This is a genomic window from Chryseobacterium amylolyticum (assembly GCF_051011775.1).
In the GTDB taxonomy this organism is placed as follows: domain Bacteria; phylum Bacteroidota; class Bacteroidia; order Flavobacteriales; family Weeksellaceae; genus Chryseobacterium.
In genome coordinates this window covers 371,454-398,029 of the sequence record NZ_JBPCHX010000003.1, presented here as the reverse complement: position 1 = coordinate 398,029, position 26,576 = coordinate 371,454, and the positions used below count along the sequence as shown (strand labels likewise).

Sequence of the window (26,576 nt, the reverse complement as noted above, 5' to 3'; positions counted from 1 at the left end):
ATTTTTAAATTAGCGATTATTTATTTGATTCTTCTTTTGACATTGAATATGGGAAATCTTTTTCCTGTGAACCTCTTTCTTTGTTAGGTTTGCTATCCATTTTAAAATCCAAAACAGCACCTTTCATCAGTTCCTTGTGGCTCAGCCAGTTTTTAGAGTAAGGCTGTTGGTTTACATTCAAAGATTTTACATATAAGTTTTCCGCATTGTTTTCAGGAGCTTTTATTTCAATTTTCTTACCATTTTCAAGATGAATGGTTGCTTCTTTAAATAAAGGAGCTCCCAACACATACTGATCTGTTGCCGGCGTTACAGGATAAAACCCAAGGGCTGAGAAAATATACCATGCAGACGTTTGTCCGTTATCTTCGTCACCGCAGTATCCGTCCGGAGTGGCATGATACAGTTTATTCATCACCTGTCTTGCCCAATATTGGGTTTTGTAAGGTGCCCCTGCATAGTTATACAGATAGATCATATGCTGGATAGGCTGGTTTCCGTGGGCATACTGCCCCATATTCATGATCTGCATTTCTCTGATCTCGTGGATCACGCCTCCATAATAGCTATCATCAAAAACGGGAGGCAATGAAAATACTTCATCCAATTTGGCTTCAAATTTCTTTTTCCCACCCATCAGCTCCGCCAGACCGTCGATATCCTGGAAAACAGACCAAGTGTAATGCCAGCTGTTCCCTTCTGTAAAAGCATCTCCCCATTTGAAAGGATTGAAAGGTCTCTGGAAATTACCGTCTTTATTTTTACCACGCATTAAGCCTGTCTCCTTGTCGAATATATTTTTGTAATTATAAGCTCTTTTCTTATAAATATCAATTTCTGAAGCTGGCTTTCCTAATGCTTTCCCTAACTGATAAATTGAAAAATCGTCATAAGCGTACTCCAATGTTCTGGCTGCATTCTCATTGATTTTTACATCGTAAGGAACATAGCCTAATTCATTATAATACTTTACTCCTGCACGGCCTACAGCTTCTATAGGCCCTTCGTTATCTGCTCCGTGTTTTACAGCCTGCCAAAGCGTTTCCACATCATACCCGCGAAGACCTTTGATGTAAGCGTCTGCCACTACGGATGCAGAGTTATTTCCAATCATAATATCAGAATATCCCGGACTGCTCCATTCCGGTAAGAATCCTCCTTCTTTGTAAGCATTCACCAATCCTTCCTGCATTTCTACATTGATGCCTGGGTAAACAAGGTTCAGGAAAGGGTACAAAGCACGGAAAGTATCCCAAAATCCGGTTCCTGCAAACATTCTTCCGTCAACAATTTTACCGTTGTAAGGGCTCCAGTGTTTTATTTTATTCTGAGCATCAATTTCATATAATTTCTGTGGGAAGAATAAAGTTCTGTATAAAGAAGAGTAAAAAGTTCTCATCTGCTGATCTGTTCCTCCTTTTACGTCTATTTTCCCTAATGTTTTGTTCCAGATATTTTTAGCATCGGTTTTCACCTGCTCAAAGTTTCTGGTACCGATTTCTCTTTTAAGGTTCAGTTCTGCCTGTTCGAAACTGATGAATGAAGAGGCTACTTTTGCATAAACCGTTTCTTTATTTTTAAGCTTAAAACCTACTACAGCACCGGTATGATCACTGGTAATTTCTAATTGGTCATTGACAAGTTTATCATCTTTCCAGGTTTTTGTCAGTTCAAAATCTTTATCAAACTGAATGACAAAGTAGTTTTTAAAGTTTTCGTATTTCCCGGTAGAATATTTCGTTGTATATCCCAGGATCTTTCTTTCTTTTGGTAAAATTTTGATGTAAGAGCCTTTGTTCAAAGCGTCGACAACTACGTAAGCACTGTCTGTTTTTGGAAAGTCAAATTTAAAATAAGAAGCTCTTTCCGTAGGGGTAAATTCTGTGGTAACATTGATATCAGCAAGATAAACACTGTAGAAATAAGGCGTCGTAACCTCAGCTTTGTGACTGAACCAGCTTGCTCTTTCATCTTCTTTAAATTTCACTTTTCCTACTCCCGGCATGATGGAAAATGCGCCATAATCGTTCATCCATGGAGAAGGCTGATGGGTTTGTTTAAATCCTTTTATTTTATCTGCATCGTAGGTATATGCCCATCCGTCACCCATTTTACCGGTCTGCGGTGTCCAGATATTCATTCCCCATGGAAGTCCTACAGCAGGATAGGTATTTCCGTTGGATAAAGAAGGTTTGGATTGGGTTCCCATCAAAGGATTCACATAATCTACGGGAGATACATTCTGACCTAAAGCCCAGGCCTGTAATAACAGTAAGCAAGTAGAAAATATAAACTTCATTGTATCTTTTCGTTTGTTAATTTATATAAGCTTTTTTAAGGCATAGCTGGCAGCTCCAAGAATGGCCGCATCTTCAAATATTGCCGAAATTTTAACCTGCAAGTTAATATTATTCTTTGTTAAGTTCTGAATAAATCTTTGTTCAAAATGAGGATAAGCCTTGGCAATATTTCCTCCTATAACTAAAACTTCCGGTTTGTAATGGTCTACATATTTCACAATAAATTCAGAGAAAGAATCTGCATATTCATCAAACATTCTTTTCTGTATTTCCGCAGGTTTGTCCAGAAGATCTTTCGTTCCTGAAATTTCCTCACCGGTAAGTTTTTTGTAGTGATTCACGAACCAGCGCGTCGCCAGATATTCTTCACTGATAGAATCTTTAAAAGGAGAATCCCATAAGTCTTCATCGGTAGCAAATTCCCCATTATAGAAAGTGGTTCCCAATCCGGTACCGAGAGTGACTCCAAAAATCCTGTCGAATCCCTGAGCACATCCTCCGAATACTTCTCCTTCCATAAAGGCTGCCGCATCATTTACAAAATGAATCTGCTCCTGAGAAATATCCAGCCTTTTTGCCAGTTCTTCTTTGATATTAACCTGATAGATATCAATAAATTTTCCATGCTGCATAAGGGATATCCCGTTTTCATAATCGAAAGGTCCCGGCATTGCGATACCGATCAGAAGATCTTCTTTTACCAGATCATGAGCCACTTTATGAATGGCTGAAACCCATGCCTCAAAAATAACTTCTTTGTTATCAAAAGCATTCACATGTTCTCTTACATAAGTGGAAGAAATAATTTCACGTTTTTCCGGATCTACCTGAGCCAGCGTGATGTGCGACCCTCCGATATCGATTCCTACTATATTCTGCATTATTTTTAATTTTTAATTCCCTGGCTGAAAAACAGACAAACAGGAAATACCACCCCTGCCTGCCTGTATTGCATTTTCAGACTTTATATTTTCAATTCTGATAACTGTTTCATTATCTGAATTTTACTTTACAATTACTTTACCCGTTGATATTACTTTACTGTTTGAGGATGCAATTTTGTAAATATAAGTACCACTGATTAAATCCTGCGTATTCACTGCATTATTATTTTGATCAATATTCTGTTTTTTGAACAGTTTTCCTGAAGCATCATACAATGCCACTTCACTTGCAGAGTTATCGCTGATGGCAAAGTGAATATCATTTCCTCTCTTTACAGGATTTGGATAAACGGCACTGTTCTCTTTTACAGATTCAAGATCTTTCACGGCAAGAGATGATGTACAGGCAACGTCTGTTCTCCAGTTGGCATCTGTCATATTGACCAGGGTCGCAAAATGGGTATTTGCTGTAGCATCTAAGGCTCCCATTCCGCTTCCTTCATCCATTTTCCAGTTGGCTTCAAGACCTGTAGAATTGGCGGGAACACTACAGCTGTTACTCAATATTTCCTGTGGTGTCAGTGCTCGTTTCCAAACTCTGAATTCATCAAGGAAACCGTTGAGTGTACGGGAATTATCATAATTCCTACCCAGATAAAGGATTCCGTTTGCCGTAAAGTTGCCTGTCACCGCAAAGCTTGCATCAAGATTACCATTGACATAGATCTTCATGGCTGCGCCATCGTAAGTGGCTGCTATATGATACCAGGTATTGGTATTGAATGCTGTATTGGTATTAAGTTTCACCTGTGATGAACCGAAGCTCAAAATGAATTGAAGCTTATTATTCGCCAGATTTCCATCTCCGAAACGAAGCATAGCCGAATTATTATCTCCTACTTCCACTCCTAATACTGATGAAATGTAAGGAAAAGCTGTTTTGAAAGCATTTACTTTTACCCACCCTTCCAATGTCACAGCATTTCCGCTCAGGTTAAATTGTCCTGCGTTAAGATAATGCGTGCTTCCGTTAAAAGAAAGTGATCTTGCTCCGGGGCTTGTAACCGGTGCAAAACCGCTGTTAAATGATCCTTCAGCAGAATAGGTACTTGTAGTTCCTCCCGCGCATGAAGCCTGTACTTTCCATACGTAGTTTGTGTTTGGGGTCAGATTCTGTAATGAATAGGAGTTGGTAGTAATATTCGGAATTTCAGACCAGGTTGTTGCTGAAGCTGTTTTGTATTGCAGGGTATATGAAGTGGCGTTTCCTGCATCCCATGACAGTTGAGCCGTATTTCCAAGGAAACTTCCGGAAGTTAATCCTGATGGCGTAGTGCAGCCACTTCCGGAATTAAACCTTGGTGCGAAAATATAAGTACTTGTTAAGGCCGGTGAGCAGCCGGACTGTATTCTCCAGTCGTAATCCGTATTCAGGGTAAGGTTATTAATAACAATATTGTTTCCTGAATAATTGCTGGCTACATTCGTCCATACTGCTGAATTGACCGGCTTGTAATCAATATTGTAAGACTGGGAAGCATTGGAAGTCCAGTTCAGTTGAGCTGAAGTTCCTGTTATATTGGAAACATCGAGTCCCAATGGAGGATCACAGGTTTGTCCTTGCGACCATGAATATAGCTGGCCGCTTAAGATTGTATTTTCATTGTAAAGTATATTAGACCCTGTGCTCAGATAGCTGGCTACATTGGTTCCGGCCAGATCATACCACATGAAAACGCCGTATTGGTCATTCTTTGTGCTGGTAGCAAGGCTTGCCAGTGTAGCGGCGGATGTTGAGCCGGGATTGGGGTTTTGGATCCATGTTGCCGCAGCAGAAATCCTGGATTTATCAAGTGGAGGAACAACAGGAGCATTGTAGGTACTGTACATGGCGTTCCATGTATAATTGATATAGTTTCCTGCTAAATCTCCGTTATAAGTTTGTCTGGTTGTAGCCGGTCCATAATAATAGAATGTAATGAGTTTATCCGGCATTGCTGCTTTCAATTCCTGCAAAAGCATTACAAAAGAACTGTTATTAGGCTGTCCTGTTCCGTTATTTCCGTATCCTGCGTATTCATCATCCAGGTCTACACCATCCAGTCCATAGGTATAAACAGTATGAGCCACCTGCATTGCGAAATCTTTTGCCGCTTCCCGATTAGGAAAATTGGAAATTCCGGCTCCCTGGTGGTTTCCCAAGAGATCCAGAAGAACTTTTATTCCTTTTTGCTGTAAAGGCTTTACGTAGGTATTAACATCATTCAGGACTTTGGTGACGTTGTTATTGTTTGAGATGTAAGCTCTGCTTTTGGAAACATCATAATTGATATTGGCGGCAAAAATAATCGCAACATCAAAAAGCTGTCTGTTGGTGTTCTGCAAAGTATAGGAACCTGCATTCAGCATATTATTGTTATTCACTTCCACATAGCAGACTCCCAAGGGATCAAGCTGCTGTGCTTTGAGCAGCGGAGCAGATTGAAGCATGAGCGCCATTAAGGGAATAAAAAAGGAATTTTTTCTCATAGTCTATCAATTTTGTAGCAGAAAATCATTGGGCCGAAGCCCAATGACTGGTTTTGTTATTTTACAATTAGTTTTTCGGATTGTTTTAAACTTCCGTCATGAGATTCAAACTGAACGATGTAGTTTCCTGCTGAAATTCTGCTCAATTCGTATTGATTGTTTCCTGAGTTCAGTGATTTTGTGTCTACGATTCTTCCATTAAAATCATAAATTGTCAATTTTCCGTTGCTGTATTCATCCGGAACAGAAACTGTCAGTGATGAAGATTTGCTTGCCGGATTAGGATATAGTTTTATTTGATTTTTGACATTTACCTGTTCTGGGTTTATAGCCTTTTGGTTTCCGGCATTTCTCGCCAATAGTGAGCTTCCAGTTGTACATGGCAGATCTGTTCCCCAATTAGAAGAGTCTACACCCGTCAACGTTAAAGTCACTCCGTTTCCTGAAGTATCCTGAACAGTAGAACCACTTCCTTCGTTAAACTTCCAGTAAGCAGCCAGTGAAGCAGCAGGAACGGATACATTACACATATTCTGACTTATTTCCGTCTGGCTCAAAGCGCGTTTCCACACTCTTACCTCATCTATTTTTCCATTGAAATTCCTTGACGTGTTATATAAATATCCTACATTGAATGCTCCTGTTGAATTCACACTTCCGGTTTGAGCTTTAGTCGCATCCAGAACACCATTGATGTAAATTTTCATATTGGCACCGTCATAAGTAGCTGCCACATGATACCAGGTGTTGGCATTTAAGGCTGTTGCAGAGGCCAGTTTTTGCTGTACATTATTAATACTTACCACAAACTGAAGTTTATTATTCGCCAGGCTGGCATCCCCTAATCTCAGGAACGCAGAATTGCTGTCGCTCACTTCTGTTCCCATAATAGAAGAAATATATGGGGATGCAGATTTGAAGGACGAAGGTTTAATCCAGCCCTCAAAAGATAATGCAGAACCGCTCAGATTCATACTGCCGGCAGCTCCTGACTCTGTGCTTCCGTCCAGAGATAAGGCATAAGATCCTGTAGGAGTTGTTCCTGAGGCACTGGTAAACCTTGGAGCAAACATATAGACACTTTTCACGCTGCAATTGGTTCTGATTCTCCAGTCGTAATCAGTATTGGCTGTTAATCCGGAAATCGTTACAGAAGTGGAGCCCGTTGCTGTTACCGCATTCGTCCAGGTTGTTGAAGAAGCTGGTTTATAATCAACATCATAGGTATTGGTTCCCACGGCTGACCAGTTCAGTTTTGCACTTGTTCCTGTAAGATTGCTTGTGTACAGCCCGATAGGGGCATCACAGTTTGTACCTTGTGTCCATGACTGTAAAGTACCGCTTAAAACAGTAGGTTCTCCGTACAATGTCTGGGTTCCTGCTGAAAGCTGTGCAGTTTCATTGGTTCCATGCAGATCATACCACATAAATACTCCGTAACCGCCGTTCTTAGTCTGAGTGGCTAAACTGGTTGTTGTAGAGTTAGACGTATTTCCCATCCATACAGCTGCCGGAGAGATTTGTGCTTTGGTAAGCGGAGGTACATTCGGAGCTGAGAAGGTTCCGTACATCGCATTCCAGCTGTAATTGACATTGTCTCCTACCCTTGCTCCGTTCCAGGAAAGCCTTGAAGCAGCAGGACCGTAGTAATAGAATGAAATAATTTTATTCGGCAATAATGCTCTGAGCTCCTGAACCAGCATTACAAAAGAGCTGTCATTAGGCTGCCCTGTTCCGTTATTTCCGTATTCTGAATATTCATCATCAAAATCAATTCCATCAAGACCATAGGTATTCACTGTATTGGCAAGCTGTAAAGCAAAATCTTTTGCGGCTTCACGGGTAGGAAAATTACAGATTCCTGCTCCCTGATGGTTCCCCAAAATAGTGAGTACTACTTTCATTCCCTTTTGCTGAAGGGGCTTTATGTAGGTATCTGCATTGGTAAGCACTTTGGTAACGTTATTATTGGAATACAGATAAGCTCTTCCACGGCTGGTATCATAATTAATATTGGCCGCAAAGATATTCACCACATTGAACAGATAGCTGTTCGATGTCTGCAGTTTGTACGCTCCTGCATTCAGGAGGTTGTTGTTATTCACTTCCACATAGCATATCCCTGTAGGGCTAAGCTGTTGTGCTTGGATCAGAGAACCGGATTGAAGCATCATGGCAATCAGTGCGGTAAAGATGGATTTTTTTTTCATTGTATAATTTTTTTAAGGTGCTTTGGTGTCTGGATTTTTATATAGCTTTCCCCTGATACCTTCTTTTCAGGAAAGTATCTCAGATGAATAAACCATATAAAAGGATCGGCTATGTCAGTAGCTCAGGGTTTTCGTTAAAGGTTTTCCATAACAATTCGCCAAACAGGGTATTTGCCCATGCAAACCATTCTCTGGTGAACTTTTTGTCATTGTCTTTATGGAAGGATTCATGCATAAAGCCTGTTCCTCCGTGCGTTTTCTGTAAGGTATCTATACACCATCTGATCTCACTTTTATCTTTGGTAGTGAGAGCCTTCATGATGATACTCATTGGCCAGATCATATCCAATCCGATATGCGGCCCTCCTATTCCTTCTGCCAGCTTACCTTTGAAGAAGAACGGGTTGTTTTCTGACCATACAAATTTTCTTGTATTCAGATAAACAGGGTCATCAGCTTTCACCGCATCCAGATAAGGCAGTCCCAGCAAGCTTGGACAGTTCGCGTCATCCATCAGGTTATAACTTCCGAAGCCGTTCACTTCAAAAGCATAGATTTTTCCAAATTCAGGATGATTGTAAATTCCGTATTTTTTGATGGCTGCCTCTACCTCATCTGCAAGGCTGTTCAGTTGCTGAGCCAACGTTTTTTCATTTTTAATCTGAGAAACCATTTCTGCAGCCTGACGCAAGCTTACAACAGCAAATAAGTTAGACGGAATCAGGAATCCATAAATAGTAGCATCATCACTTGGACGGAACATAGAGCTGATAAGACCAACCGGTTTTGTTGGATACCCATATCCTCCCATTGGAACTCCATCTGTTGCCCAGGCTGTTGTACGCTCGAATTTGTAGGGTCCGAGGTCATGTTTTCTCTGCTGTTCTGTAAAGGTCTGCAGGGTAAGCTTAATTCCCTTCAGCCAGTTGGCATCAAAAGGTTTTGTATCTCCTGTTGTTTTCCAGAAGTGGTAGGCCAGACGGATAGGATAGCAAAGCGAGTCTATCTCCCATTTTCTTTCATGGGTACCCGGTTTCATATCAGTATGATCATACTCTTTCCATTTACTGATCTTCTGATCATCGTTATAGAAAGCATTCGCATAAGGATCCTTCAGGATGAAAGCAGTCTGCTTGTGAATCACTCCTGAGATCAGCTTGTGCAGCTTTTCATCTTTCTTCGAGAACTGCAGATAAGGAAAAACCTGCGCCGAGCTGTCACGAAGCCACATGGCATCAATATCCCCGGTGATCACATAGGTATCCGGTGTTCCGCTGGTTTCTGTATAATAAACAGTAGTATCCAATGTATTCGGGAAGCAGTTTTCAAAAAGCCAGCTTAACTCTTTGTTTTTTACTTTCTTTTTAAACGCTGCAATAGCACTTTCTACGGATTCGCTGGCAAAATGTCTTTTCTCTTTAGGGACGCGGACAACAGGAAAATCGTCCAGTACTAAATTTTTAGCAAAAACATTCTGTGTAAACAGCAATCCGGCTCCTGCCAGTGCACTTGTTTTAATAAAATTTCTCCTTTCCATTGGTACTTTGTTTCGTTTATTTTTATAGTTTTATTTTACCGGTTTGCTTCCCATTACGAATCTCAGTTCGCCGCCGTTCATGATATCGCTGTGGTGTAGTTCCCAGCTTTTATATTCTTTGCCGTTCAGGAACATTTTCTGTACATAGATATTCTTGTCGGATACCTTGTCAGCAATTACAGTAAAAGTTTTTCCATTCTCTAGTTTTAATGATGCTTTCGGAAATTGTGGCGCTCCTATGGCATAAACAGGTTTTCCCGGTGTCACAGGATAAAATCCTAATGAAGAGAAAATATACCATGCAGACATCTGACCGCAGTCTTCATTATTGACAATCCCATCCGGTTTCGCCGCGTACATATTATCACGGATGTATTTTACCATTTTCTGAGTCTTGTAAGGACTTCCTGCATAGTTGTACAGGTATGGAACATGATGTCCAGGTTCATCCCCGAATCCTAATGATCCAATGAATCCTGAGATATCAACGTGCTGCTCTCCTTCCATATGCAGCGCTTCTGTAAAGGTTTTATCCAGCTTTTCTTCAAACCCTTTTTTTCCTCCGTACAGATTCATCATTTCATCAATCTGATGCGGAACAAAGAAATCATACGCCCAGATATTTCCGGAAACCCAGTGTGGCTGAAGCTTTTTCCAGTCGTTAAGAGTGAAATCTGATAAGAATTTTCCGTCTTTCTGTCTTGGCCAGAAGTGGTTATTTTCTTTATTGAAGGTATTCAGGAAGTTCATAGAACGTTTTCTGTAAACTTCTGCTTCATCTTTTTTACCTAATTTTTCTGCCAGCTGCTGAATGCACCAGTCATCATATGAATATTCAAGTGTTGCAGACACGGAAGCACCGTTTTCTGATGGTGTATAACCTAGTCTGATATAATCATTAAGACCTCCACCTCCATCACTGCTGCTCATTTTATCCGTTAAAGAAGCATCTTTCATCGCTGCAAATGCTTTTTCGGCATCAATACCCGGAACTCCTTTTGAGATAGCATCCCAGATTACTGAAGCACTGTGATAACCCAGCATACAGAAGTTATCATATCCGCAAAGCTCCCAGATCGGCATATGATCTTTACGGTCTGTATATCTGCTGATCAGAGAATTGGCAAATTCTTTGGTGTGTTTCTGATCCATGATGGTCAGCAGCGGGTGAGTTGCTCTGAATCCGTCCCAGTATGAATACGTACTGTAATTCGTGAACCATTTGGTATTCATATTTTCCTGGGCGGCAACATAATCTCCGTTCACGTCCATATAAAGATTGGGTGCAATGAATGTATGGTAAACGCCGGTATAGAAAATTTTTCTCTGATTATCTGTTCCTCCTGTTACCTGAAATCTTCCGATAAGATCTCTCCAGGTTTTTTGGGCAGTTTCTTTCGCTTTCGCAAAGTCAATATTTTTTGCTTCGGTATCGAAATTTTCCTGTGCGTTTTCTGTACTCACCGGAGATAAAGATACTTTTACTTCAATGCTTTCCTGGTCTTCTGTTGAAAATCTTACGAAAGCTTTGGCATCCTTGGCAAGGGCAATTTTTTCATCATTTTTGATTTTTCCGTCAGCATAAACGCCGTAAGACTTAAACGGTTTGGAAAACTCCATCACGAAGTAAGCAAACCGTTTACCTCCCCAGCCATTGCTGTAGCAGTATCCTTTGATTTTATTATTGCCTTCCACACTGACTAAGGTATGGTAGATATTTCCGAAGATTTTATTGGTAGGATCAATAATGATGTTTGATTCATTACTCTTTGGAAAAGTATATTTATGAAATCCCACTCTTGGAGACGCAGTAAGCTCTGCTTTAATTCCGTAGCTGTCCAGCATCACAGAATAATATCCCGGGGATGCTATTTCTTTATCATGGGTAAATGTTGATCGGTAACCAGTTTCCGGTTTTTCTTCTGACCCGGGAACCATTTTTATCTGTCCTACAGTAGGCATAACCAGAATATCCCCAAGGTCGGCCCACCCTGTTCCGCTAAGGTGATTATGGCTGAATCCCATGATCGTTTTGCTGCTGTAATGATATCCTGAACACCAATCCCAGTCGCCACTTTTCGTATTCTGATCCGGGCTCAGCTGTATCATTCCGAATGGCGTGGTTGCCCCCGGAAATGTATGTCCATGTCCTCCCGTGCCTATGAAAGGATCTACCCAGGATAAAACATCATTTTTATTTTGCTGGGCATTAGCTACAGACATCAGGGTGGTAAAAAAGCAGATAAGCAGTTCTTTTTTCATGATAGAGAGGTATCGGAATTTTTTTGTTTTAAAGTTGGTTTAAAAATAGGAAAACCATTATACAATTCCCAGAAAACAAAGGAAAATTAAAATGATTAACCTATTTTGCTAAACTTATATTACTGTATTAAATTGAATTCTTTTTCATAAAATCAATGATTTCTGAGATATATCCAAAGGCAATAGCAACCACAGTATCAGCCGCACCGTAATATACTGTTACTTTATCTCCTTCTGTCAATGCCGCACAAGGGAATACCACGTTCGGCACATCTCCGGTAAGTTCATACAATTCAGCCGGAGCCAGTAAATAAGGCTTCGTTCTGTACAATACCTTTGTAGGGTCTTCAAGGTCCAGCAAAGCTGCTCCCATTGAATATCTGAATCCTCTGCAGGTATTGATCACTCCATGATAGAAAAGCAGCCATCCTTCTTCTGTTTTGATAGGAACAGGTCCTCCCCCGATCTTCGTACACTGCCATGCACTGTCTTCGAAAGGCGTTACTTTCATCACGCAACGGTGTTCTCCCCAATATTTCATATCAGGACTGTAACTGATATAAATATCTCCGAAAGGCGTATGCCCGTTATCACTCGGACGGCTCAACATGGCATATTTACCGTTTATTTTTTCAGGGAACAAAACACCGTTTCTGTTGAATGGAAGAAAGGCATTTTCACACTGGAAAAATTCTTTAAAATCAAAAGTATACCCGATTCCGATGGTTGGGCCGTTGTATCCGTTGCACCATGTGATCCAGTAACGGTCTTCAATGAAAGTTACGCGGGGATCATATTTGTAATCGGATTCAATCATATCCGTATTTCCTGCCTGCATTTCAATAGGATCATGGTTGATATCCCAATTGATCCCATCTTTACTGAAACCGGCAAAAATATTCATCTGCACGGCCTTGTTATCACAACGGAATACCCCAGCGAACCCATCTTCAAAAGGGATTACTGCACTGTTGAATATACTGTTGGATGTTGGTATCGCATATCTGTTAATGATCGGGTTTTCGGAAAACCTCCACATGATATCACTGCAACCTTCCGGGCGATCCTGCCAAGGGATCATTACTGATTGAGCTGTCATAAAGTTTTTAACTTTTTATTTAAAATTTGTTTATTAATTGTGTTCTTGTTCTTTCTGATTTTCAGGGTAAGGGAAAGGAACAAATAAGGTGACTAAAAATGCGGGAATGGTAGCAATCAATACCCAGATAAAGAACATTTTATATCCGATCCCGTCACTGATCATTCCACTGAACATTCCGGGAATCATTACGCCAAGGTTCATAATTCCTGTTGCAAATGCATAATGCGCTGTTTTGTGTTTTCCGGGAGCAATCTGCTGCATCATGTAAAGCATTAACCCTACAAAACCAAATCCATATCCGAAATACTCTATTACTACAGCAATTCCTACTGGTAAAAGGTCAGCCGGCTGATAGTATGCCAGTAACGCATATACTACAAACGGAATATTAAATGCACAGCAAAGCCATATCAATGATCTTTTCAGTCCGCGTGCTGAGATAAAATATCCGGCCAGTACAGACCCTAAAATAAATGCTGCTGAGCCATAAGTTCCATAAACCAGCCCTATATCCGAAGTGGATAATCCTAATCCTCCTGACGACCTTGGAGCCTTAAAAAACAGAGGAGCAATTTTGATCGCAAATCCTTCTGCAAAACGGTACAGAATAATGAAAAGCACAGACCATACAATATTTTTTTTGGTAAAGAAAGAAGTAATGACTTCCAATAATTCTTTACGGACATTTCCGGCTGTTTTTTCTTTTTTCTGTTCTTCTCTGTTTTCATCCGGAAGAATGAAATAGTGATAAATCGCTAATGCAAAAAACAGTAAGGCATAAATTGCCATAATGATCATCCATGCATTGGTAACTCCTTTTGTTTTTTCCAAAACCCCTGCACAATAAACGAGCGCTCCACTGCTGATAATTTTAGCAAGATTGTAAAAAGCACCCTGCCAGCCGATATATCTTGCCTGTTCCTTATTGGTAAGAAAGCCAATATACGTTCCGTCTGCTACGACATCATGGGTGGCTCCGCAAAATGCCACTACTGCAAAAAGGGCAATACTGTATTTGAAAAAATCATGCATCGGCAGACTTAAAGCTATCAGAGCAAACAGAATTCCTATGGCAAACTGGGTAAAAACAACAAAGAACTTTTTAGTTTTATAGATCTCCAGAAAAGGGCTCCAAAGCGGCTTCAATGTCCATGCAAACAGGATAAGCGCTGTCCAGAATGTGATCTGCGAATCCGAAACACCCATATCTTTATACATAATTCCTGAAACCGCATTAATGGTTACAAAGGGTACTCCCATTGCAAAATATAATGTGGATATCCAGAGAATTGGCTGGATCCGACGGGTTCCGGAATTGTTTTTTCCCATATTAAAAGTAAGATTCTAAAGAAAAAGAGAACATCTCAAAAGATTCATTCAGGCTTAAAAAACGAAACTATAAATTTTTTGGAGGTTCTACTCTATCCTCCCGCCTCAATGTTTGTTTCAGATAAACTGATTTTGAGATGTCTCTTTATTAATGAGTGATTCTGAATATTTTTATTTCTTATCCCACCAAAGCTTGGTTCCTCCGGTATCAGGGCCGTTCAGCATTTGAGCAGCCTGCTGGTAATTATACAATGACGTTTTCGTATCAATAGTGAAAGGAATTCTTCTGATCATTGCCTCTGTACTGATTGCACCGCCACTATCATTTTTTCTTACTTTGAAAAGAACCGGATATCCTGTTCTTCTCTGTTCTGCCCAGGCTTCCGGTCCGTTTGGATAAAGGGAAAGCCATTTCTGGGTAATAATTCTTTCTAATTTTCTTTCGTTGGTATCACTGTTATTCCATGCAATAGTGATGGTACTTAACTGAGGGTTTCCAACAGGTACGTTATTATCCGGATTTTTCGGATCAACATAAGGAGCTTCTGTAGAAGTTGTATCAGCAAGGTAAGCGGCAACGCTTGCACTTTTCCCCCATTCGCCGAAAGATTGCTGAACCCCTGTGGTATAGTTCGTTTGAATATCGCCCGCTCCTGCATATCCTCTCAAAGCAGCTTCTGCTTTAAGGAACCATGTTTCTGCAGCGGTGAATAATTTCATTTTACCATCTGTAGCAGAGAAATAATCTCCGTTGGCAGATTTTGCCTGTGGTTGCGAGAATCCTCCATACGTTGATTTACCATTTAATAAATCAATTCCCTGACGGATTCCTATATATTTTCCCTGTAAGCTTGGATCAGATGCAGGAATAGCATAAGCAGGAAGTCTCGGGTCATTATATCCGTTCATATAAGCCATCAATGGTGCACCAATTAAGCAATCTCCCCATGAGTAAATAATAAAACTCAATTCTGATTGCCCAACACTGATCAATGCATTATCCGCATTATCAGTAATCAATCCCGCAGATGAAGCTAATGCCTCTTCAGCATATTGCTTAGATTTTGCAGGATCTGCATAGCTCATTCTCATCGCTAATCTCAGCTTTAATGAATTGGCAAGCTTTGCCCACTGAGCCATGTTTCCTCCGTAAACCAAATCTGCATTTTTCAGAGATGATCTATCTTCTACATTCTTTGTTGCAGGCATTGCAATAACTTTCTGTAAATCTGCAATAGCAGCAGTAAGGTCAGCTATAAAATAATTATAAGCATCCTGTTGAGAGTCGAAATCAGTAACTCCATTAGGGTTTGGAGTTTCGTATTTGCTGTACACTACAGGACCATGGCTGTCTGAAACTCTTGCAGCAGTAATCACTTTCAGGATTTTCTTCACAGCAAAAGTTCCTGTGAAATCTACCCCTTGATAGTTATTTTTGGCAGCATTGTCAATAATAATAGAATAGTTGAAAATATCCTGCTGTCTGGCAATAATTCTATTATTCCATCCGTCCATCATAGAATAAGTAAGGTTATTTACTCCTCCGTTAAATGGTGTTGCTGTACTGAACATTCCGCTATACATATCTGCACTCAGGTTTGGATATAACTGATAATCTGCCTGTAAACCTCTTTGAATAGATTTCATGGGATTAACAATGGCTATAAAATCTGCATAAAAATTTTCAGGGCCTCCCAGCTTTTCCTGATTGTATTGATCAAAGTCATTGGTACATCCTGATGCGGAAAACAGTACTGCTGCTCCGAATACCAATGTTTTAATAGTATTGATTTTCATTTTCGTAATTGTAAGAGTTAGAAGTTAGCTTTTAATGATAATCCTATAGATCTGGTAACCGGCAGGCCGAATGAGTCTACTCCCACTCCACCAGGCGTATTTCCCGATACCTGTTCAGGATCAAACGGTGCTTTTTTGTAGAAGAAAAATAAATTGGTTCCTACTAAGCTTACCGTTGCGTTTTTCAGATATTTTGAACTTACATCAAATGTATATGAAACAGATGCCTGGCGTAAACGTACCGTGGTAGCACTGTAAAGATAAGCTTCGTCCACTCCTTTTCCATACCCTTCAGTAGTTCCTACTCCTTTATAATAATCTTTTGCGTTGGTCAAACCTGTATAAGCCTGTCCTGCATTCGGAGTACCCGGAGCATATACCGCATTTGGAATCGCAACACCACCAGCATCTCTGGCATCAGCAGTAGCCTGGCTTACCCCATAAAGATCATTTGCTTTTTCTGTAAGCGATAGAACTTTACCCCCGAATTTACCATCAATAAGGAAAGAAATTCCCAGTTTACCAATATTAAACGCGTTATTGAACCCAAGAATAAATTTAGGGTTCGGGTTACCTAAATAAGAAGGTGTGTTTTCGGCCAAAGGAACTCCTTTTTCATTCACTAAAATACGTCCCTGGTCATCTCTTTTGAATTTAATTCCGTAAAGATCTCCGAAAGAACCTCCAAGCTTAAGTCTTGTATAGTCTCCTCCTCCTGTTAATGAGAAAAGTTGATTTTCCGGAATACTAAGGCTTGGCGGGAATAATTCAACAATTTTGTTTTTGTTAGCAGAAGCATTCACCGTAGCCGTCCATCCGAACTTTTCTGAACCAAAGATTTTATAAGAAAGAGATGATTCAAAGCCTGTATTCCTGATTTTCCCGGCATTCAGATAATAGGACCCCGGAGCCAGTCCACCTAAGTTTGAAAAGACTGTTGTTTCCAGCAACTGATTGCTTGTGTTGGAATTATAGTAAGTAATATCGAAATTCAATCTGTTATTTAACAACCTCAACTCTGTTCCAGCCTCGAAAGTCTTATTTAGTTCTGGTTTTGGAAGTAATGCTTCAAACCCAGGTCTTGTTGCAAAAGAACTCTTAGGGTATACAATTGTTCCTGCATCTACTCCATAAGTATATCCTTTGTTGTATTCAACCATTGCGTTGGAAATATTGGTAGGTAGGCCCAATCCTACAGTGGCATAAGAACCTCTTACTTTCCAGAAATTAATAACTTCCGGTAGTTTAAAGATGGTCGATAAGATAGCATTAGCTCCTACAGATTCATAATCAAACCCTGTACGTCCTGTTAATGCTAAAGTAGAATCCCAGTCATTTCTGAAGGTCATATCTACATAGAACATATTTTTGTACCCTACGGAAGCACTTGCAAATACGGATTGTACCTGCTTTTTCATATTCGTATAGGTATTATGATATCCATCTCCCGGCGATCTGTTGATATTCCACTGAAGATTATTCGCTGCAAAGAGATTAGGATTTGCCAGATAGGCATTATCAATCTGTCCTATTTTATTTCTTGTAGTATTGATACTTCCTCCTACTGTAAAATCTAATGAGATAGTCTCACTTATTTTTGGGCTACCAATCAACAAAACATCACCATAGGTAGATGAATTTTCATAGGTATTTTTAAGCATTCTACCATTAGTACCATTAGCCAGCAGGGTTGGTGCGGAAAAAGCTGCAATATCACGCTGACTGTCTGAAATATTCCAGCTATAATTACCTCTCACTCTTGCTGTTAGCCAGGGATTGATCTGGTAAGACAGGGAAAGGGCTCCATATGTATTTTTATTACTTACAGTAACCGGATTACGATTTAAAATCCAGTAAGGGTTCTGTGTTGGAGGATTTCCTTTGAAACTTCCATCCGGGTTAACTTCCCACCAGTTCTGAGCCGGCAGGAATCTTGTTTTATCTAAATATGAATAATTATCAGGTCCGTATTGATCAAAGTCTACCCCTCTTGGCAGCCAGTACAAACTCGTTAAAGGAGAAAAAGATGCCCCTGGCGTTTGTCTGTTCTTACTTTCCTGTAATGAACCAATGAAGTTGGCATCTAATGTCAGCTTATCATCCAGAAATTTACTTGAATTTCTGAAAGAGACATTGTACTGATCAAAATATGACATTGGAACCACTCCCTTGTTGGTTGTATTTCCGATAGAGAAATAACTTGTTGATCTCTCGTTTCCAGACTGAAACGAAAGACTGTTTACCCATGTAGTTCCTGTTTGTAAAAAATCTTTAAGGTAATCTTTTGAAGAGCCTTTTGCTCCCCAGCTGTCTACAGCCTGACCAGGCTGTGATCCTGAAACTGATGGATCATAAGACAGATAGCTATGCTGCAGTTTTGGAAGACTATAAGCCCTGTCCACGGTAAGGCTGGAACTGTAAGTAATTGAACTTTTACCTGCACGTCCTTTTTTAGTCGTAATCAAAATAGCTCCGTTACCTCCGGCTGAACCGTACAATGCTGAAGCAGAAGCTCCTTTCAGGAAGTTGATGCTTTCAATATCATCAGGATTAATGGAACTCAATACATCCCCCGGATCCGGCATATTGGAATACTGTCCGATATCTGCCGATTTTCCTGTCCCATTGATAATAGGAATTCCATCGATAACATACAGCGGCTGTGTATTATTTACAGACTTATTCCCTCTCATAATCACCCTTACGGAACTTCCTACACCATTGGTTCTGTTGATCTGTACATTGGAAACTTTTCCGTTGATCGAATTTAATAGGTTGGGAGTTTTCACTTCTGTAAGCTCATCCCCGCCAATCTGCTGACTGGAATACGTCAAAGAGCGGGCCTGCCTTTTTATCCCCAAAGAGGTGACTACGACCTCCTCAATACTGGTTGTCTTCGTAGTGTCGGCTGATTTTTTCTCCTGTGCATTCGCCGTAAGTGAAAAAACGAACAGAACGGGTATAACTGCTTTTCTCATAAGGTATAGATTCGTTAGATTTAATTGAGAATCAATGACATCACTTTATTTTTCAATACAAAATAAATTATTGGTTTTTCAGCAAAATTTTGCTGTTTATGTATTAAATTATTTAAAGTTTTGTTAAGATTTGATTCACATTCACAAATCTAAATTTTGTAACCAGTCTGATATAATACTATTTTATCATAAAACGATATTATTTTTTCAGCATTTTCGTTTAAATACGATTAACCAGCTCTATATCAAACCAATACACTCTATTATCAACAATCAAAAAAATAGGATTTATCTTAGTTTTCACCAAAATAAAACCGGATATGAATACCCGGTTTTCATTACGCTTTATGCTGAAATAATTAATATCTAAAAGCAAATTTTCAAAATCATTCAATTTTTTTCACTCCTTTAAATTGTTCTTTAAATTCAGTTGGTGTTGTTTTTTTGATGGACTTAAATACCTTATTGAAGTTCGCAATATTATTAAAACCTGCTTCAAAAGCAATCTCAAAAACAGTAAGGTTCTTCTCCATCAGCCAGCGTGCAGCATAGCTGATCCTTATTTCATTCAGATAATTGATAAAGGTTTTCCCTGTTCTTTTTTTAATAAACCTGTTGAATGTCACATTGCTCATATTCACTAATGAAGCAACCTTATCCAGCGTTATTTTATTTTCAAAATTCTTGTGTACAAAATCATGTACAATCTTCATCTTGTCATTATCATCAAAAGTTTCAAGCTCAATACTGTATGATGACAAAAGTGTTTTATTATCCGCAATGGCCAATTCATTCAGAATCTTCATAATTTCTATGAAAGATTCAAAACTGTTCATCTTCGACAGGTTGAGAAACGAATCTTTTAGTTTTTCAGCTGTTTCCTCAGAAAACAGAATGCCTCTGATAGAATCCTTCATCAGATTGTTGATGGGTTTCAGAATATTTTTCTGCATCATGGACTGATTAAAGAAATCCTGATTGAACTGTATAGTGATTTCGTGGGTTTTTCTGTTTTTACACCGGTAGTTTGCCCAGCAGTGTGGCAAGTTAGGCCCTACGAGAACTAATTCCAGATTACCAATTTCTCCGGTATGATCACCGATCATCCTGCGGTAGCCCTTTCCTTTATAAACAAAATTAATTTCAATCTCAGGATGGTAATGATAAGGAAAATCAAAAGAAGCTTTAATCCTGTCAAATACGAGAAAGCTATCCTCGGGAGATAGTGGAGTTATTTCTCTCAGAATGTTTTCTAATTTGCTCATACAGGCAGTTTTGAAAAAAAGTTTTACTAATAGGGAACACAGTACAAATCTTTGTAAAAATGATAAAATAATATTAATGTAAAAACTTATTTTCGATTTATTTTATTCCTAATTCTTTAGATCAGATATCAGAAATTTGGGTTTCAATAATTTAATACCGTTCAAATCCTGCATTTTTGTATCTTTAATCTAAAGTTAAAGTATGCTGCAACCGCTTATTTTTGAAGATCATTATAAAAGACTGGGGCTCGAAGTCTTTTCAGAGGAAAGCCTGAAGAACTTCAGCGGAGATCTGTTCAGAACAGATATTAAAATATTTTTTATTCCTGCCGGATATGAGCTTACGGTCGATTTTAACGATTACAAAACCCAAAAACCTTCTCTGTTTTTTCTGACCAACCAGCATCTGAGCATACAAAAAGGAAAGAATCAAGCTATTCTCCTTTTTTATAACCGCGATTTTTACTGTATCCAGATTCATGATAAAGAAGTAGCGTGCGATGGCCTTCTCTTTCATAATGTATTTGAAATTCCTTTTGTGGAGCTTGATCATTCTGAAACGGCTCTCATAAAAGATCTGTTTCAGAACATTAAAGATGAACTTGAATGGAAGGATTCGTCAGCAGAGGAAATGATAAGAACCTATGTAAAACAGATCATCATCCGGGCTACCCGGAAATGGAAAAAACAAAATTTAGATAATAACACCTTCAGAATTCCTGGCAGTGAACTTGATATTTTCAGGGACTTCAGCAGGCTTCTGGAAATTCATTTCAGAGAAAAGCATCACGTGGCAGATTATGCAGAACTGCTTCATATGGCTCCAAAAACCTTAACCCATAAATTTAAACATCTAAATCTCGAATCTCCCAATCAGTTTATCATCAACAGAATTTTACTGGAAGCAAAACGATTGCTTTTTTATACAGACAAGCCTGTAAAAGAAATTGCCTACGACCTTGGATATGAAGATCCGGCTTATTTCAACCGCCTTTTCACCAACAAAACAGGAAATACACCGGCTAATTTTAAAAAAAATTACACTTCGGGAAAAAAGTACAATATTTAAGCCTTTTTATCTATTGAATACTTCCGAGCACCGACATACCTTTGTAACATCAAAATCAAACAACATTAAATACAAAAACAAACATTATGAGACGTAACGCAACAGCCGTTTGGAACGGTACCATCAAAGAAGGAAAAGGACATTTAACTACTCAGAGTACCACTTTAAACCAGACTCAATATTCTTTCAACAGCCGTTTTGCAGATGGCGTGGGGACAAACCCTGAAGAATTGCTGGCAGCAGCCCATGCAGGATGTTTCACTATGAAACTGGATGCAGAGCTTTCACAAGCCGGATATAACCCTGAAGAATTAAAAACAACTTCTGTCATCACTTTAGATCCCAACATTGGAAAGATTACAAAATCTGAGCTGACTTTAACCGCTAAGGTTCCTGGAATCTCAGAAGAAGAATTCCAGAAATTCGCTAAAATTGCTGAAGAAGGATGTCCTGTAAGTGCCGCATTCAATTTTGAAATTACATTGAATGCTACTTTGGAAAACTAATCCAAGTTTTCATTCAACATCAAATAGGAGCGGGCTTTAGCCCGCTTTTTATTTAAAATAAGAGTCCACTGGCTTTAGCCAAAACCTAAAGCCCAATATTTATCTGATAAACTTTTCCGGATAAAATATACCGAATGGTATATTTTTGTATATTTGCATCATATTTAAACATTTATAATGTCGAAGGCAGAAAAAACAAAACAGCATATCATTGAGAAAACAGCAACTCTTTTTAACACCAAGGGTTACATTTCCACATCGCTGTCAGACATTACCCAGGCAACCGGACTGACGAAAGGCAGTATTTACGGAAATTTCGAAAACAAAGATGAAGTAGCCATTGAGGTGTATAAATATAATGCCGGAGTGCTTGGTAAAACCCTAAGCCGTTCTTTTGGAGATGAATTCCCGACCTCTTTGGATAAGCTTCATGCTTTTGCGGATTTTTACCGGAAAAACTGGAAGTTTGTCTTTGCAAACGGAGGATGTCCTTTGATGAATGCTGCAACAGAAGCAGATGATTCCTTTCCAGCCTTAAGAGCCCAGGTAAAAAGGTCTTTTGAGCAATGGATGACAAAAATATCAGATACAATTGCAGCAGGGCAAAGTAAGGGGGAAATTGATAAAAGTATCCGTGCTGAGCAGTATGCTTCTCTTTTTATTATGCTTATTGAAGGTGGAATCCTGCTTTCAAAAACAATGGGTGATCAAAGCTTTCTAAACCATGCTTTAGATAGAGTCTCCCAGATGATTGATCATGAACTCAATATTCTTCCATCATAAATTATATAATATGGAAACAAAAAAAGTGGCTATTGTAGGATACAACAGAATTCCTTTTGCCAGAATGAATACCGCTTATTCGGAACAGGGGAACCAGGATCTCCTTCTTGCTTCTCTGAACGGATTGATAGACCGTTATCGTCTTAAAGGAAAGCGACTCGGGGAAGTTGCCGGCGGTGCTGTAATTAAACACATTTCTGAAAGCAACCTCATCAGAGAAACTGTGATGAATACAACGCTGGATCCTGCAACTCCTGCATGTGATCTTCAACAGGCATGCGACACGGGAATTGAGGCAGCCATTTATATTGGAAATAAAATTGCCCTGGGCCAGATAGACTGTGGTATTGCATGTGGTGTGGAAGCCATGAGCAATATACCTTTTGAATCTTCATCCCGTTTGAGAAAAGCCCTTCTGAAAGCTAATAAAGAAAAGTCAGCGTTTGGAAAATTAAAACAATTACTGAGTCCGAAACTGAAAGACTGGATGCCTATACCCTACAAAGGACAGGAGCCCAAGACAGGTCTTGTTATGGGTGAACATACAGAAATTACTGCAAAATATTACAATATATCAAGACAGGAACAGGATGAACTCGCCTTAAAAAGCCATGAGAATATGACAAAAGCTTATGATGAAGGATTCTTTGATGATATGGTCACCCCGGCTTTCGGTCTGGATAAGGATAACAATGTAAGACGTGACAGCAGTATTGAAAAGCTTTCACAGCTGAAACCTGCCTTCGACAGGCAGAACGGAACTTTAACGGCCGGAAATTCAACACCATTTACAGATGGAGCTTCAGCAGTTTTGCTGGCCAGTGAGGAATGGGCAAAAGCCAATAACCTTCCTGTTTTAGCTTATATCAGCTTTTCAGAATTGGCAGGAATAGAATATGTTGAAAATAAACAGGATCTTCTTCTTGCACCGGTTTTTGCAGCAGAAAGAATGCTGAAAAAAGCAGGAATGAATCTGTCTGATTTCGATTATTATGAAATTCACGAAGCATTTGCCGCACAGGTTTTAGCCACCATAAAAATCTGGGAAAATGACGAGCTGGCCAAAAAATTCGGACTGGAGAAAGCCCTGGGAAAAATAGACCGGAACAAACTGAATGTAAAAGGAGGAAGCCTTGCAGCAGCCCATCCTTTTGCCGCAACCGGAGGAAGAATTATTGCAACCCTGGCAAAATTACTTCATGAAAAAGGCAGCGGAAAAGGATTTATATCCATCTGTGCAGCCCGTGGACAAGGAGTAACGATGATTTTAGAAAAATAAAAACTCAAGTATGGATAGACTCGCACAATTAAAACAATTCATCGGAAAAGAATTTGACCAGTCGCCCTCCCCTTTTATGAAATGGCTCAATCCTGTTGTTCTTTCTGCAGAAGAAGGTCAGCTGGAATTTCAATATACCATAAGACCGGAATGGCTGAACCCTGCCGGAAACCTTCACGGTGGAGTTACCGCTGCCATTATAGACGATATCATTGGCGCTACCATGTTTTCTTTAAATGAAAATTCTTTCATTACCACGATAAATAATGTCATCGATTATTTTTCAACTGCAAAAGAAAATGATAATATTGTAGCCGAAACTAAAATCATTAAAAGAGGTAAGCAATTCGTCAATGCACAATGCGAGATATGGAACGCAGACAAAACACGATTAATCGCAAGAGGAACCTCAAATTTATTCAAAATCAATAACTAAGTATGAAGAGAGTTGTCATTACAGGTCTGGGCGCAGTGACGCCTTTGGGAAATAATGTCGAAGAATTTTGGCAAAACAGTATTAAGGGAGTCAGCGGCGCAGGACTCATCACCCATTTCGATACAGAAAAATTTAAAGTACATTTTGCCTGTGAGGTAAAAAACTTTGACCCTAAAGTATATCTGAACCACAATGAAATCAAAAGAAGCGACCTGTTTACACAGTATGCCATGTATGCTTCTTCGGAAGCCATTCAGGATTCCGGACTGGAACTTGAAAAGATGGATCCGTTCGATACCGGAGTAATCTGGGGAACAGGACAGGGTGGAATGTGGACCTTCGAAAAAGAAGTAATGGATTTTGCAGCGGGTGATGGCACACCCCGTTTCAATCCTTTCTTTGTTCCAAAGTTTATTGCCAATATGGCTTCGGGAATGATTTCCATGAAATATGGTCTTCAGGGAATTAATTATACTACGGTTTCTGCGTGTGCAACAGGAAATACGGCATTAATGGATGCCTTTAACTATATCCGTCTTGGAAAAGCAAAAGTAATCATCAGTGGCGGTTCTGAAGCGGCTATTACACCGGCTTCCATCGGAGGATTTTCTATTATGAAGGCCATGTCTACAAGAAATGATGATTTTTCAACAGCCAGCCGTCCTTATGATGTAGACAGAGATGGATTTGTAATGGGTGAAGGTGCCGGAGCATTGGTACTTGAAGAATATGAACACGCTGTTGCCCGAGGAGCAAAAATCTATGCAGAATTAGCAGGAGCAGCAATGACCGCAGATGCTTACCACATGACAGCTCCTCATCCTGACGGTGTTGGCGCTATTAAAGCAATGCAGCTGGCAGTGAAAGAAGCAGGAGCCAACATGGAAGATATTGATTACATTAACCCTCACGCTACGTCTACACCGATTGGAGATACGATTGAATTAACAGCCATCAACAAAGCGTTTAAAGGAAGCAAGAACCTTGATATCAGTGCCACAAAATCCATGACCGGGCATTTGCTGGGGGCAGCCGGCGCTGTGGAAGCGATTCTTTCCATTAAAGCCATTCAGAATGGGATTATTCCTCCAACGATTAATCTTCACAATATTGATGAGAGTATTCCTAAAGATATCAATATTGTATTTGGTGAGGCGAAAGAAAAGAACATTAATTTTGCATTGAGCAATGCCTTTGGATTCGGAGGACATAATGCCACTGTAGTATTTAAGAAATTCAGCTAATCTGATTAGATAATTGGAAATCCCTGTATGAAAACCATGCAGGGATTTTTTTTTGCAGTTTAAAACTTAAAAAGCAGCCAAAACTGACTGCTTCCAACATAACGAATTATATATTCCCTTAAAAAGAGATTGACTTGAAATTATTGGGCATCCGGGATAAAAAAATCATCCGCATTTTCGGCAATCGGAATATAGAGCCTCTCCCACTCTTTGCTTTTCACCATATCCCAGCTGTGACCGGTTCCTTTAAGGTCTTCAGCAAGAAGAACTACTCCCGGTTTAATCATAAAAGTGGAGCCATCCGTTACTTTAAATCTTATATTTCCTTTGATGGTAATCACATATTGTCTTCTGGGAGCCGGATGTGCATTTTTTTCCCACTCTTCCGTTTTATTGCTCATCCAGAATGTTGTGGTATTCATATGTTTAAGAGTAGGTATTTTTCCTTTTTCAAAAGTGCATGATCCGTCAGGATTATTAATTAATCTTATGGCAGGAATAAACTCAGTGGAGGCTTCCGCAGTGACGCTCAGATGGTTGTGTTTTTTATGCTGTGCATTCATAAATCCTACAGTAGTTACTAATAAAACAAGGCTTAAGCCCTTAATGATGTTTTTCATTATAAATTTAATTTTTTATTTTTAATTATAAACAGTATCGTAAACCAGCATTCTTTCAAAGAATGGTTTATATTTCTGAACCAAAGCCAGATGCTCAGGAAGTTTTCCGTACGCCTCAAGCTCTTCCAGACTATCGAATTCCATAGAAGCATTATAAGTAAATGTACTGTCTAAAACGTTTCTCGGACTGGAAGCTGCGGGTTTTCCGTAACGGAGATTCTTCTGATAAGGAAGCTTTTTAAGGCCTTCAAAAAAATTTTCAAATTCTTTTACTTCAGACTCGGAAAGATCTTTTCTGAGCCAGAACAACAAATAATGGAAGTACATTTTTTTCTTTTTTATAGGATTAAACATGGGTAAAGCAGAGGCAAACATATTTCCTGAGATCAGCAGCAAAGCAGAAGCCTGAACTGAGCGGAATAAAAATTTTCTTCTTTCCATTGTCA

General features: G+C 39.5%; 19 protein-coding genes. 6 read left to right on the top strand and 13 right to left on the bottom strand.

What is annotated here, in order from left to right; genetic code table 11:
* Nucleotides 1–16 precede the first annotated feature (16 nt).
* The 11 genes from ACR1PO_RS10540 to ACR1PO_RS10490 form a co-directional block, all read right to left on the bottom strand.
* Nucleotides 17–2,299, bottom strand: a complete 2,283-nt coding sequence (locus ACR1PO_RS10540; RefSeq protein ID WP_433986739.1) for a GH92 family glycosyl hydrolase — start codon at nt 2,297–2,299, stop codon at nt 17–19.
* Between the two features lie 21 nt (nt 2,300–2,320).
* Nucleotides 2,321–3,181 (bottom strand): ROK family protein, encoded by an 861-nt coding sequence (locus tag ACR1PO_RS10535; protein WP_433986738.1) that lies wholly within the window; start codon nt 3,179–3,181, stop codon nt 2,321–2,323.
* 123 nt (nt 3,182–3,304) lie between these two features.
* Nucleotides 3,305–5,713 (bottom strand): endo-beta-N-acetylglucosaminidase H, encoded by a 2,409-nt coding sequence (locus ACR1PO_RS10530; RefSeq protein WP_433986737.1) that lies wholly within the window; start codon nt 5,711–5,713, stop codon nt 3,305–3,307.
* A gap of 56 nt (nt 5,714–5,769) precedes the next feature.
* A complete protein-coding gene (locus tag ACR1PO_RS10525) occupies nt 5,770–7,923 on the bottom strand; it encodes an endo-beta-N-acetylglucosaminidase H (RefSeq protein ID WP_433986736.1) in 2,154 nt (717 codons plus the stop codon).
* A 109-nt stretch (nt 7,924–8,032) separates the two neighbouring features.
* Nucleotides 8,033–9,460 carry a glycoside hydrolase family 125 protein gene (locus ACR1PO_RS10520; protein WP_433986735.1) on the bottom strand — a complete coding sequence of 476 codons (1,428 nt, stop codon included), beginning with the start codon at nt 9,458–9,460 and terminating at the stop codon, nt 8,033–8,035.
* 30 nt (nt 9,461–9,490) lie between these two features.
* A complete protein-coding gene (locus tag ACR1PO_RS10515; protein ID WP_433986734.1) occupies nt 9,491–11,722 on the bottom strand; it encodes a GH92 family glycosyl hydrolase in 2,232 nt (743 codons plus the stop codon).
* A gap of 127 nt (nt 11,723–11,849) precedes the next feature.
* The gene (locus ACR1PO_RS10510) at nt 11,850–12,821 is read right to left on the bottom strand and encodes a glycoside hydrolase family 130 protein (RefSeq protein WP_142726383.1); all 972 of its coding nucleotides are present in this window, start codon (nt 12,819–12,821) and stop codon (nt 11,850–11,852) included.
* A 33-nt stretch (nt 12,822–12,854) separates the two neighbouring features.
* The gene (locus ACR1PO_RS10505) at nt 12,855–14,153 is read right to left on the bottom strand and encodes an MFS transporter (RefSeq protein ID WP_433986733.1); all 1,299 of its coding nucleotides are present in this window, start codon (nt 14,151–14,153) and stop codon (nt 12,855–12,857) included.
* 171 nt (nt 14,154–14,324) lie between these two features.
* A complete protein-coding gene (locus tag ACR1PO_RS10500; protein ID WP_433986732.1) occupies nt 14,325–15,950 on the bottom strand; it encodes a SusD/RagB family nutrient-binding outer membrane lipoprotein in 1,626 nt (541 codons plus the stop codon).
* Between the two features lie 17 nt (nt 15,951–15,967).
* Nucleotides 15,968–18,928 carry a SusC/RagA family TonB-linked outer membrane protein gene (locus tag ACR1PO_RS10495; RefSeq protein WP_433986731.1) on the bottom strand — a complete coding sequence of 987 codons (2,961 nt, stop codon included), beginning with the start codon at nt 18,926–18,928 and terminating at the stop codon, nt 15,968–15,970.
* Between the two features lie 386 nt (nt 18,929–19,314).
* Nucleotides 19,315–20,193, bottom strand: coding sequence for an AraC family transcriptional regulator (locus ACR1PO_RS10490; RefSeq protein WP_374463463.1), 879 nt, complete (start codon nt 20,191–20,193; stop codon nt 19,315–19,317).
* 202 nt (nt 20,194–20,395) lie between these two features.
* On the opposite strand from ACR1PO_RS10490, the gene ACR1PO_RS10485 reads away from it, so the two are divergent.
* From ACR1PO_RS10485 to fabF, 6 genes are all read left to right on the top strand, one after another.
* Nucleotides 20,396–21,262, top strand: a complete 867-nt coding sequence (locus tag ACR1PO_RS10485) for a helix-turn-helix domain-containing protein (protein ID WP_433986730.1) — start codon at nt 20,396–20,398, stop codon at nt 21,260–21,262.
* Nucleotides 21,263–21,348: 86 nt separating this feature from the next.
* Nucleotides 21,349–21,768: an OsmC family protein gene (locus ACR1PO_RS10480; protein WP_002982623.1), complete on the top strand. Its 420-nt coding sequence runs from the start codon at nt 21,349–21,351 to the stop codon at nt 21,766–21,768.
* 177 nt (nt 21,769–21,945) lie between these two features.
* Nucleotides 21,946–22,551: a TetR/AcrR family transcriptional regulator gene (locus tag ACR1PO_RS10475; protein ID WP_433986729.1), complete on the top strand. Its 606-nt coding sequence runs from the start codon at nt 21,946–21,948 to the stop codon at nt 22,549–22,551.
* Nucleotides 22,552–22,561: 10 nt separating this feature from the next.
* On the top strand, nt 22,562–23,830 hold the full coding sequence (locus ACR1PO_RS10470; RefSeq protein WP_433986728.1) for an acetyl-CoA C-acetyltransferase: 1,269 nt from the start codon (nt 22,562–22,564) through the stop codon (nt 23,828–23,830).
* 10 nt (nt 23,831–23,840) lie between these two features.
* A complete protein-coding gene (locus ACR1PO_RS10465) occupies nt 23,841–24,266 on the top strand; it encodes a PaaI family thioesterase (RefSeq protein WP_332388577.1) in 426 nt (141 codons plus the stop codon).
* A 2-nt stretch (nt 24,267–24,268) separates the two neighbouring features.
* Complete coding sequence (gene fabF, locus ACR1PO_RS10460; RefSeq protein ID WP_433986727.1) at nt 24,269–25,510, top strand: beta-ketoacyl-ACP synthase II; 1,242 nt, start codon at nt 24,269–24,271, stop codon at nt 25,508–25,510.
* A gap of 140 nt (nt 25,511–25,650) precedes the next feature.
* On the opposite strand, the gene ACR1PO_RS10455 is transcribed toward fabF, so the two are convergent.
* Both ACR1PO_RS10455 and ACR1PO_RS10450 read right to left on the bottom strand, forming a co-directional pair.
* Entirely contained in the window at nt 25,651–26,130 is a 480-nt protein-coding gene (locus tag ACR1PO_RS10455; RefSeq protein WP_433986726.1) for a cupin domain-containing protein, read from the bottom strand.
* A 21-nt stretch (nt 26,131–26,151) separates the two neighbouring features.
* The gene (locus ACR1PO_RS10450) at nt 26,152–26,571 is read right to left on the bottom strand and encodes a Dabb family protein (protein WP_332388580.1); all 420 of its coding nucleotides are present in this window, start codon (nt 26,569–26,571) and stop codon (nt 26,152–26,154) included.
* Nucleotides 26,572–26,576: the final 5 nt, after the last annotated feature.

What these genes read in the sequence shown, in the direction of transcription:
- ACR1PO_RS10510 (WP_142726383.1), bottom strand. Translation starts at nt 12,821, where the DNA reads ATGACAGCTCAATCAGTAATGATCCCTTGGCAGGATCGCCCGGAAGGT.
- ACR1PO_RS10505 (WP_433986733.1), bottom strand. Translation starts at nt 14,153, where the DNA reads ATGGGAAAAAACAATTCCGGAACCCGTCGGATCCAGCCAATTCTCTGG.
- ACR1PO_RS10530 (WP_433986737.1), bottom strand. Translation starts at nt 5,713, where the DNA reads ATGAGAAAAAATTCCTTTTTTATTCCCTTAATGGCGCTCATGCTTCAA.
- ACR1PO_RS10490 (WP_374463463.1), bottom strand. Translation starts at nt 20,193, where the DNA reads ATGAGCAAATTAGAAAACATTCTGAGAGAAATAACTCCACTATCTCCC.
- ACR1PO_RS10470 (WP_433986728.1), top strand. Translation starts at nt 22,562, where the DNA reads ATGGAAACAAAAAAAGTGGCTATTGTAGGATACAACAGAATTCCTTTT.
- ACR1PO_RS10450 (WP_332388580.1), bottom strand. Translation starts at nt 26,571, where the DNA reads ATGGAAAGAAGAAAATTTTTATTCCGCTCAGTTCAGGCTTCTGCTTTG.
- ACR1PO_RS10480 (WP_002982623.1), top strand. Translation starts at nt 21,349, where the DNA reads ATGAGACGTAACGCAACAGCCGTTTGGAACGGTACCATCAAAGAAGGA.
- ACR1PO_RS10455 (WP_433986726.1), bottom strand. Translation starts at nt 26,130, where the DNA reads ATGAAAAACATCATTAAGGGCTTAAGCCTTGTTTTATTAGTAACTACT.
- ACR1PO_RS10465 (WP_332388577.1), top strand. Translation starts at nt 23,841, where the DNA reads ATGGATAGACTCGCACAATTAAAACAATTCATCGGAAAAGAATTTGAC.
- ACR1PO_RS10520 (WP_433986735.1), bottom strand. Translation starts at nt 9,460, where the DNA reads ATGGAAAGGAGAAATTTTATTAAAACAAGTGCACTGGCAGGAGCCGGA.
- ACR1PO_RS10540 (WP_433986739.1), bottom strand. Translation starts at nt 2,299, where the DNA reads ATGAAGTTTATATTTTCTACTTGCTTACTGTTATTACAGGCCTGGGCT.
- ACR1PO_RS10535 (WP_433986738.1), bottom strand. Translation starts at nt 3,181, where the DNA reads ATGCAGAATATAGTAGGAATCGATATCGGAGGGTCGCACATCACGCTG.
- ACR1PO_RS10515 (WP_433986734.1), bottom strand. Translation starts at nt 11,722, where the DNA reads ATGAAAAAAGAACTGCTTATCTGCTTTTTTACCACCCTGATGTCTGTA.
- ACR1PO_RS10495 (WP_433986731.1), bottom strand. Translation starts at nt 18,928, where the DNA reads ATGAGAAAAGCAGTTATACCCGTTCTGTTCGTTTTTTCACTTACGGCG.
- ACR1PO_RS10500 (WP_433986732.1), bottom strand. Translation starts at nt 15,950, where the DNA reads ATGAAAATCAATACTATTAAAACATTGGTATTCGGAGCAGCAGTACTG.
- ACR1PO_RS10485 (WP_433986730.1), top strand. Translation starts at nt 20,396, where the DNA reads ATGCTGCAACCGCTTATTTTTGAAGATCATTATAAAAGACTGGGGCTC.
- ACR1PO_RS10475 (WP_433986729.1), top strand. Translation starts at nt 21,946, where the DNA reads ATGTCGAAGGCAGAAAAAACAAAACAGCATATCATTGAGAAAACAGCA.
- ACR1PO_RS10525 (WP_433986736.1), bottom strand. Translation starts at nt 7,923, where the DNA reads ATGAAAAAAAAATCCATCTTTACCGCACTGATTGCCATGATGCTTCAA.
- fabF (WP_433986727.1), top strand. Translation starts at nt 24,269, where the DNA reads ATGAAGAGAGTTGTCATTACAGGTCTGGGCGCAGTGACGCCTTTGGGA.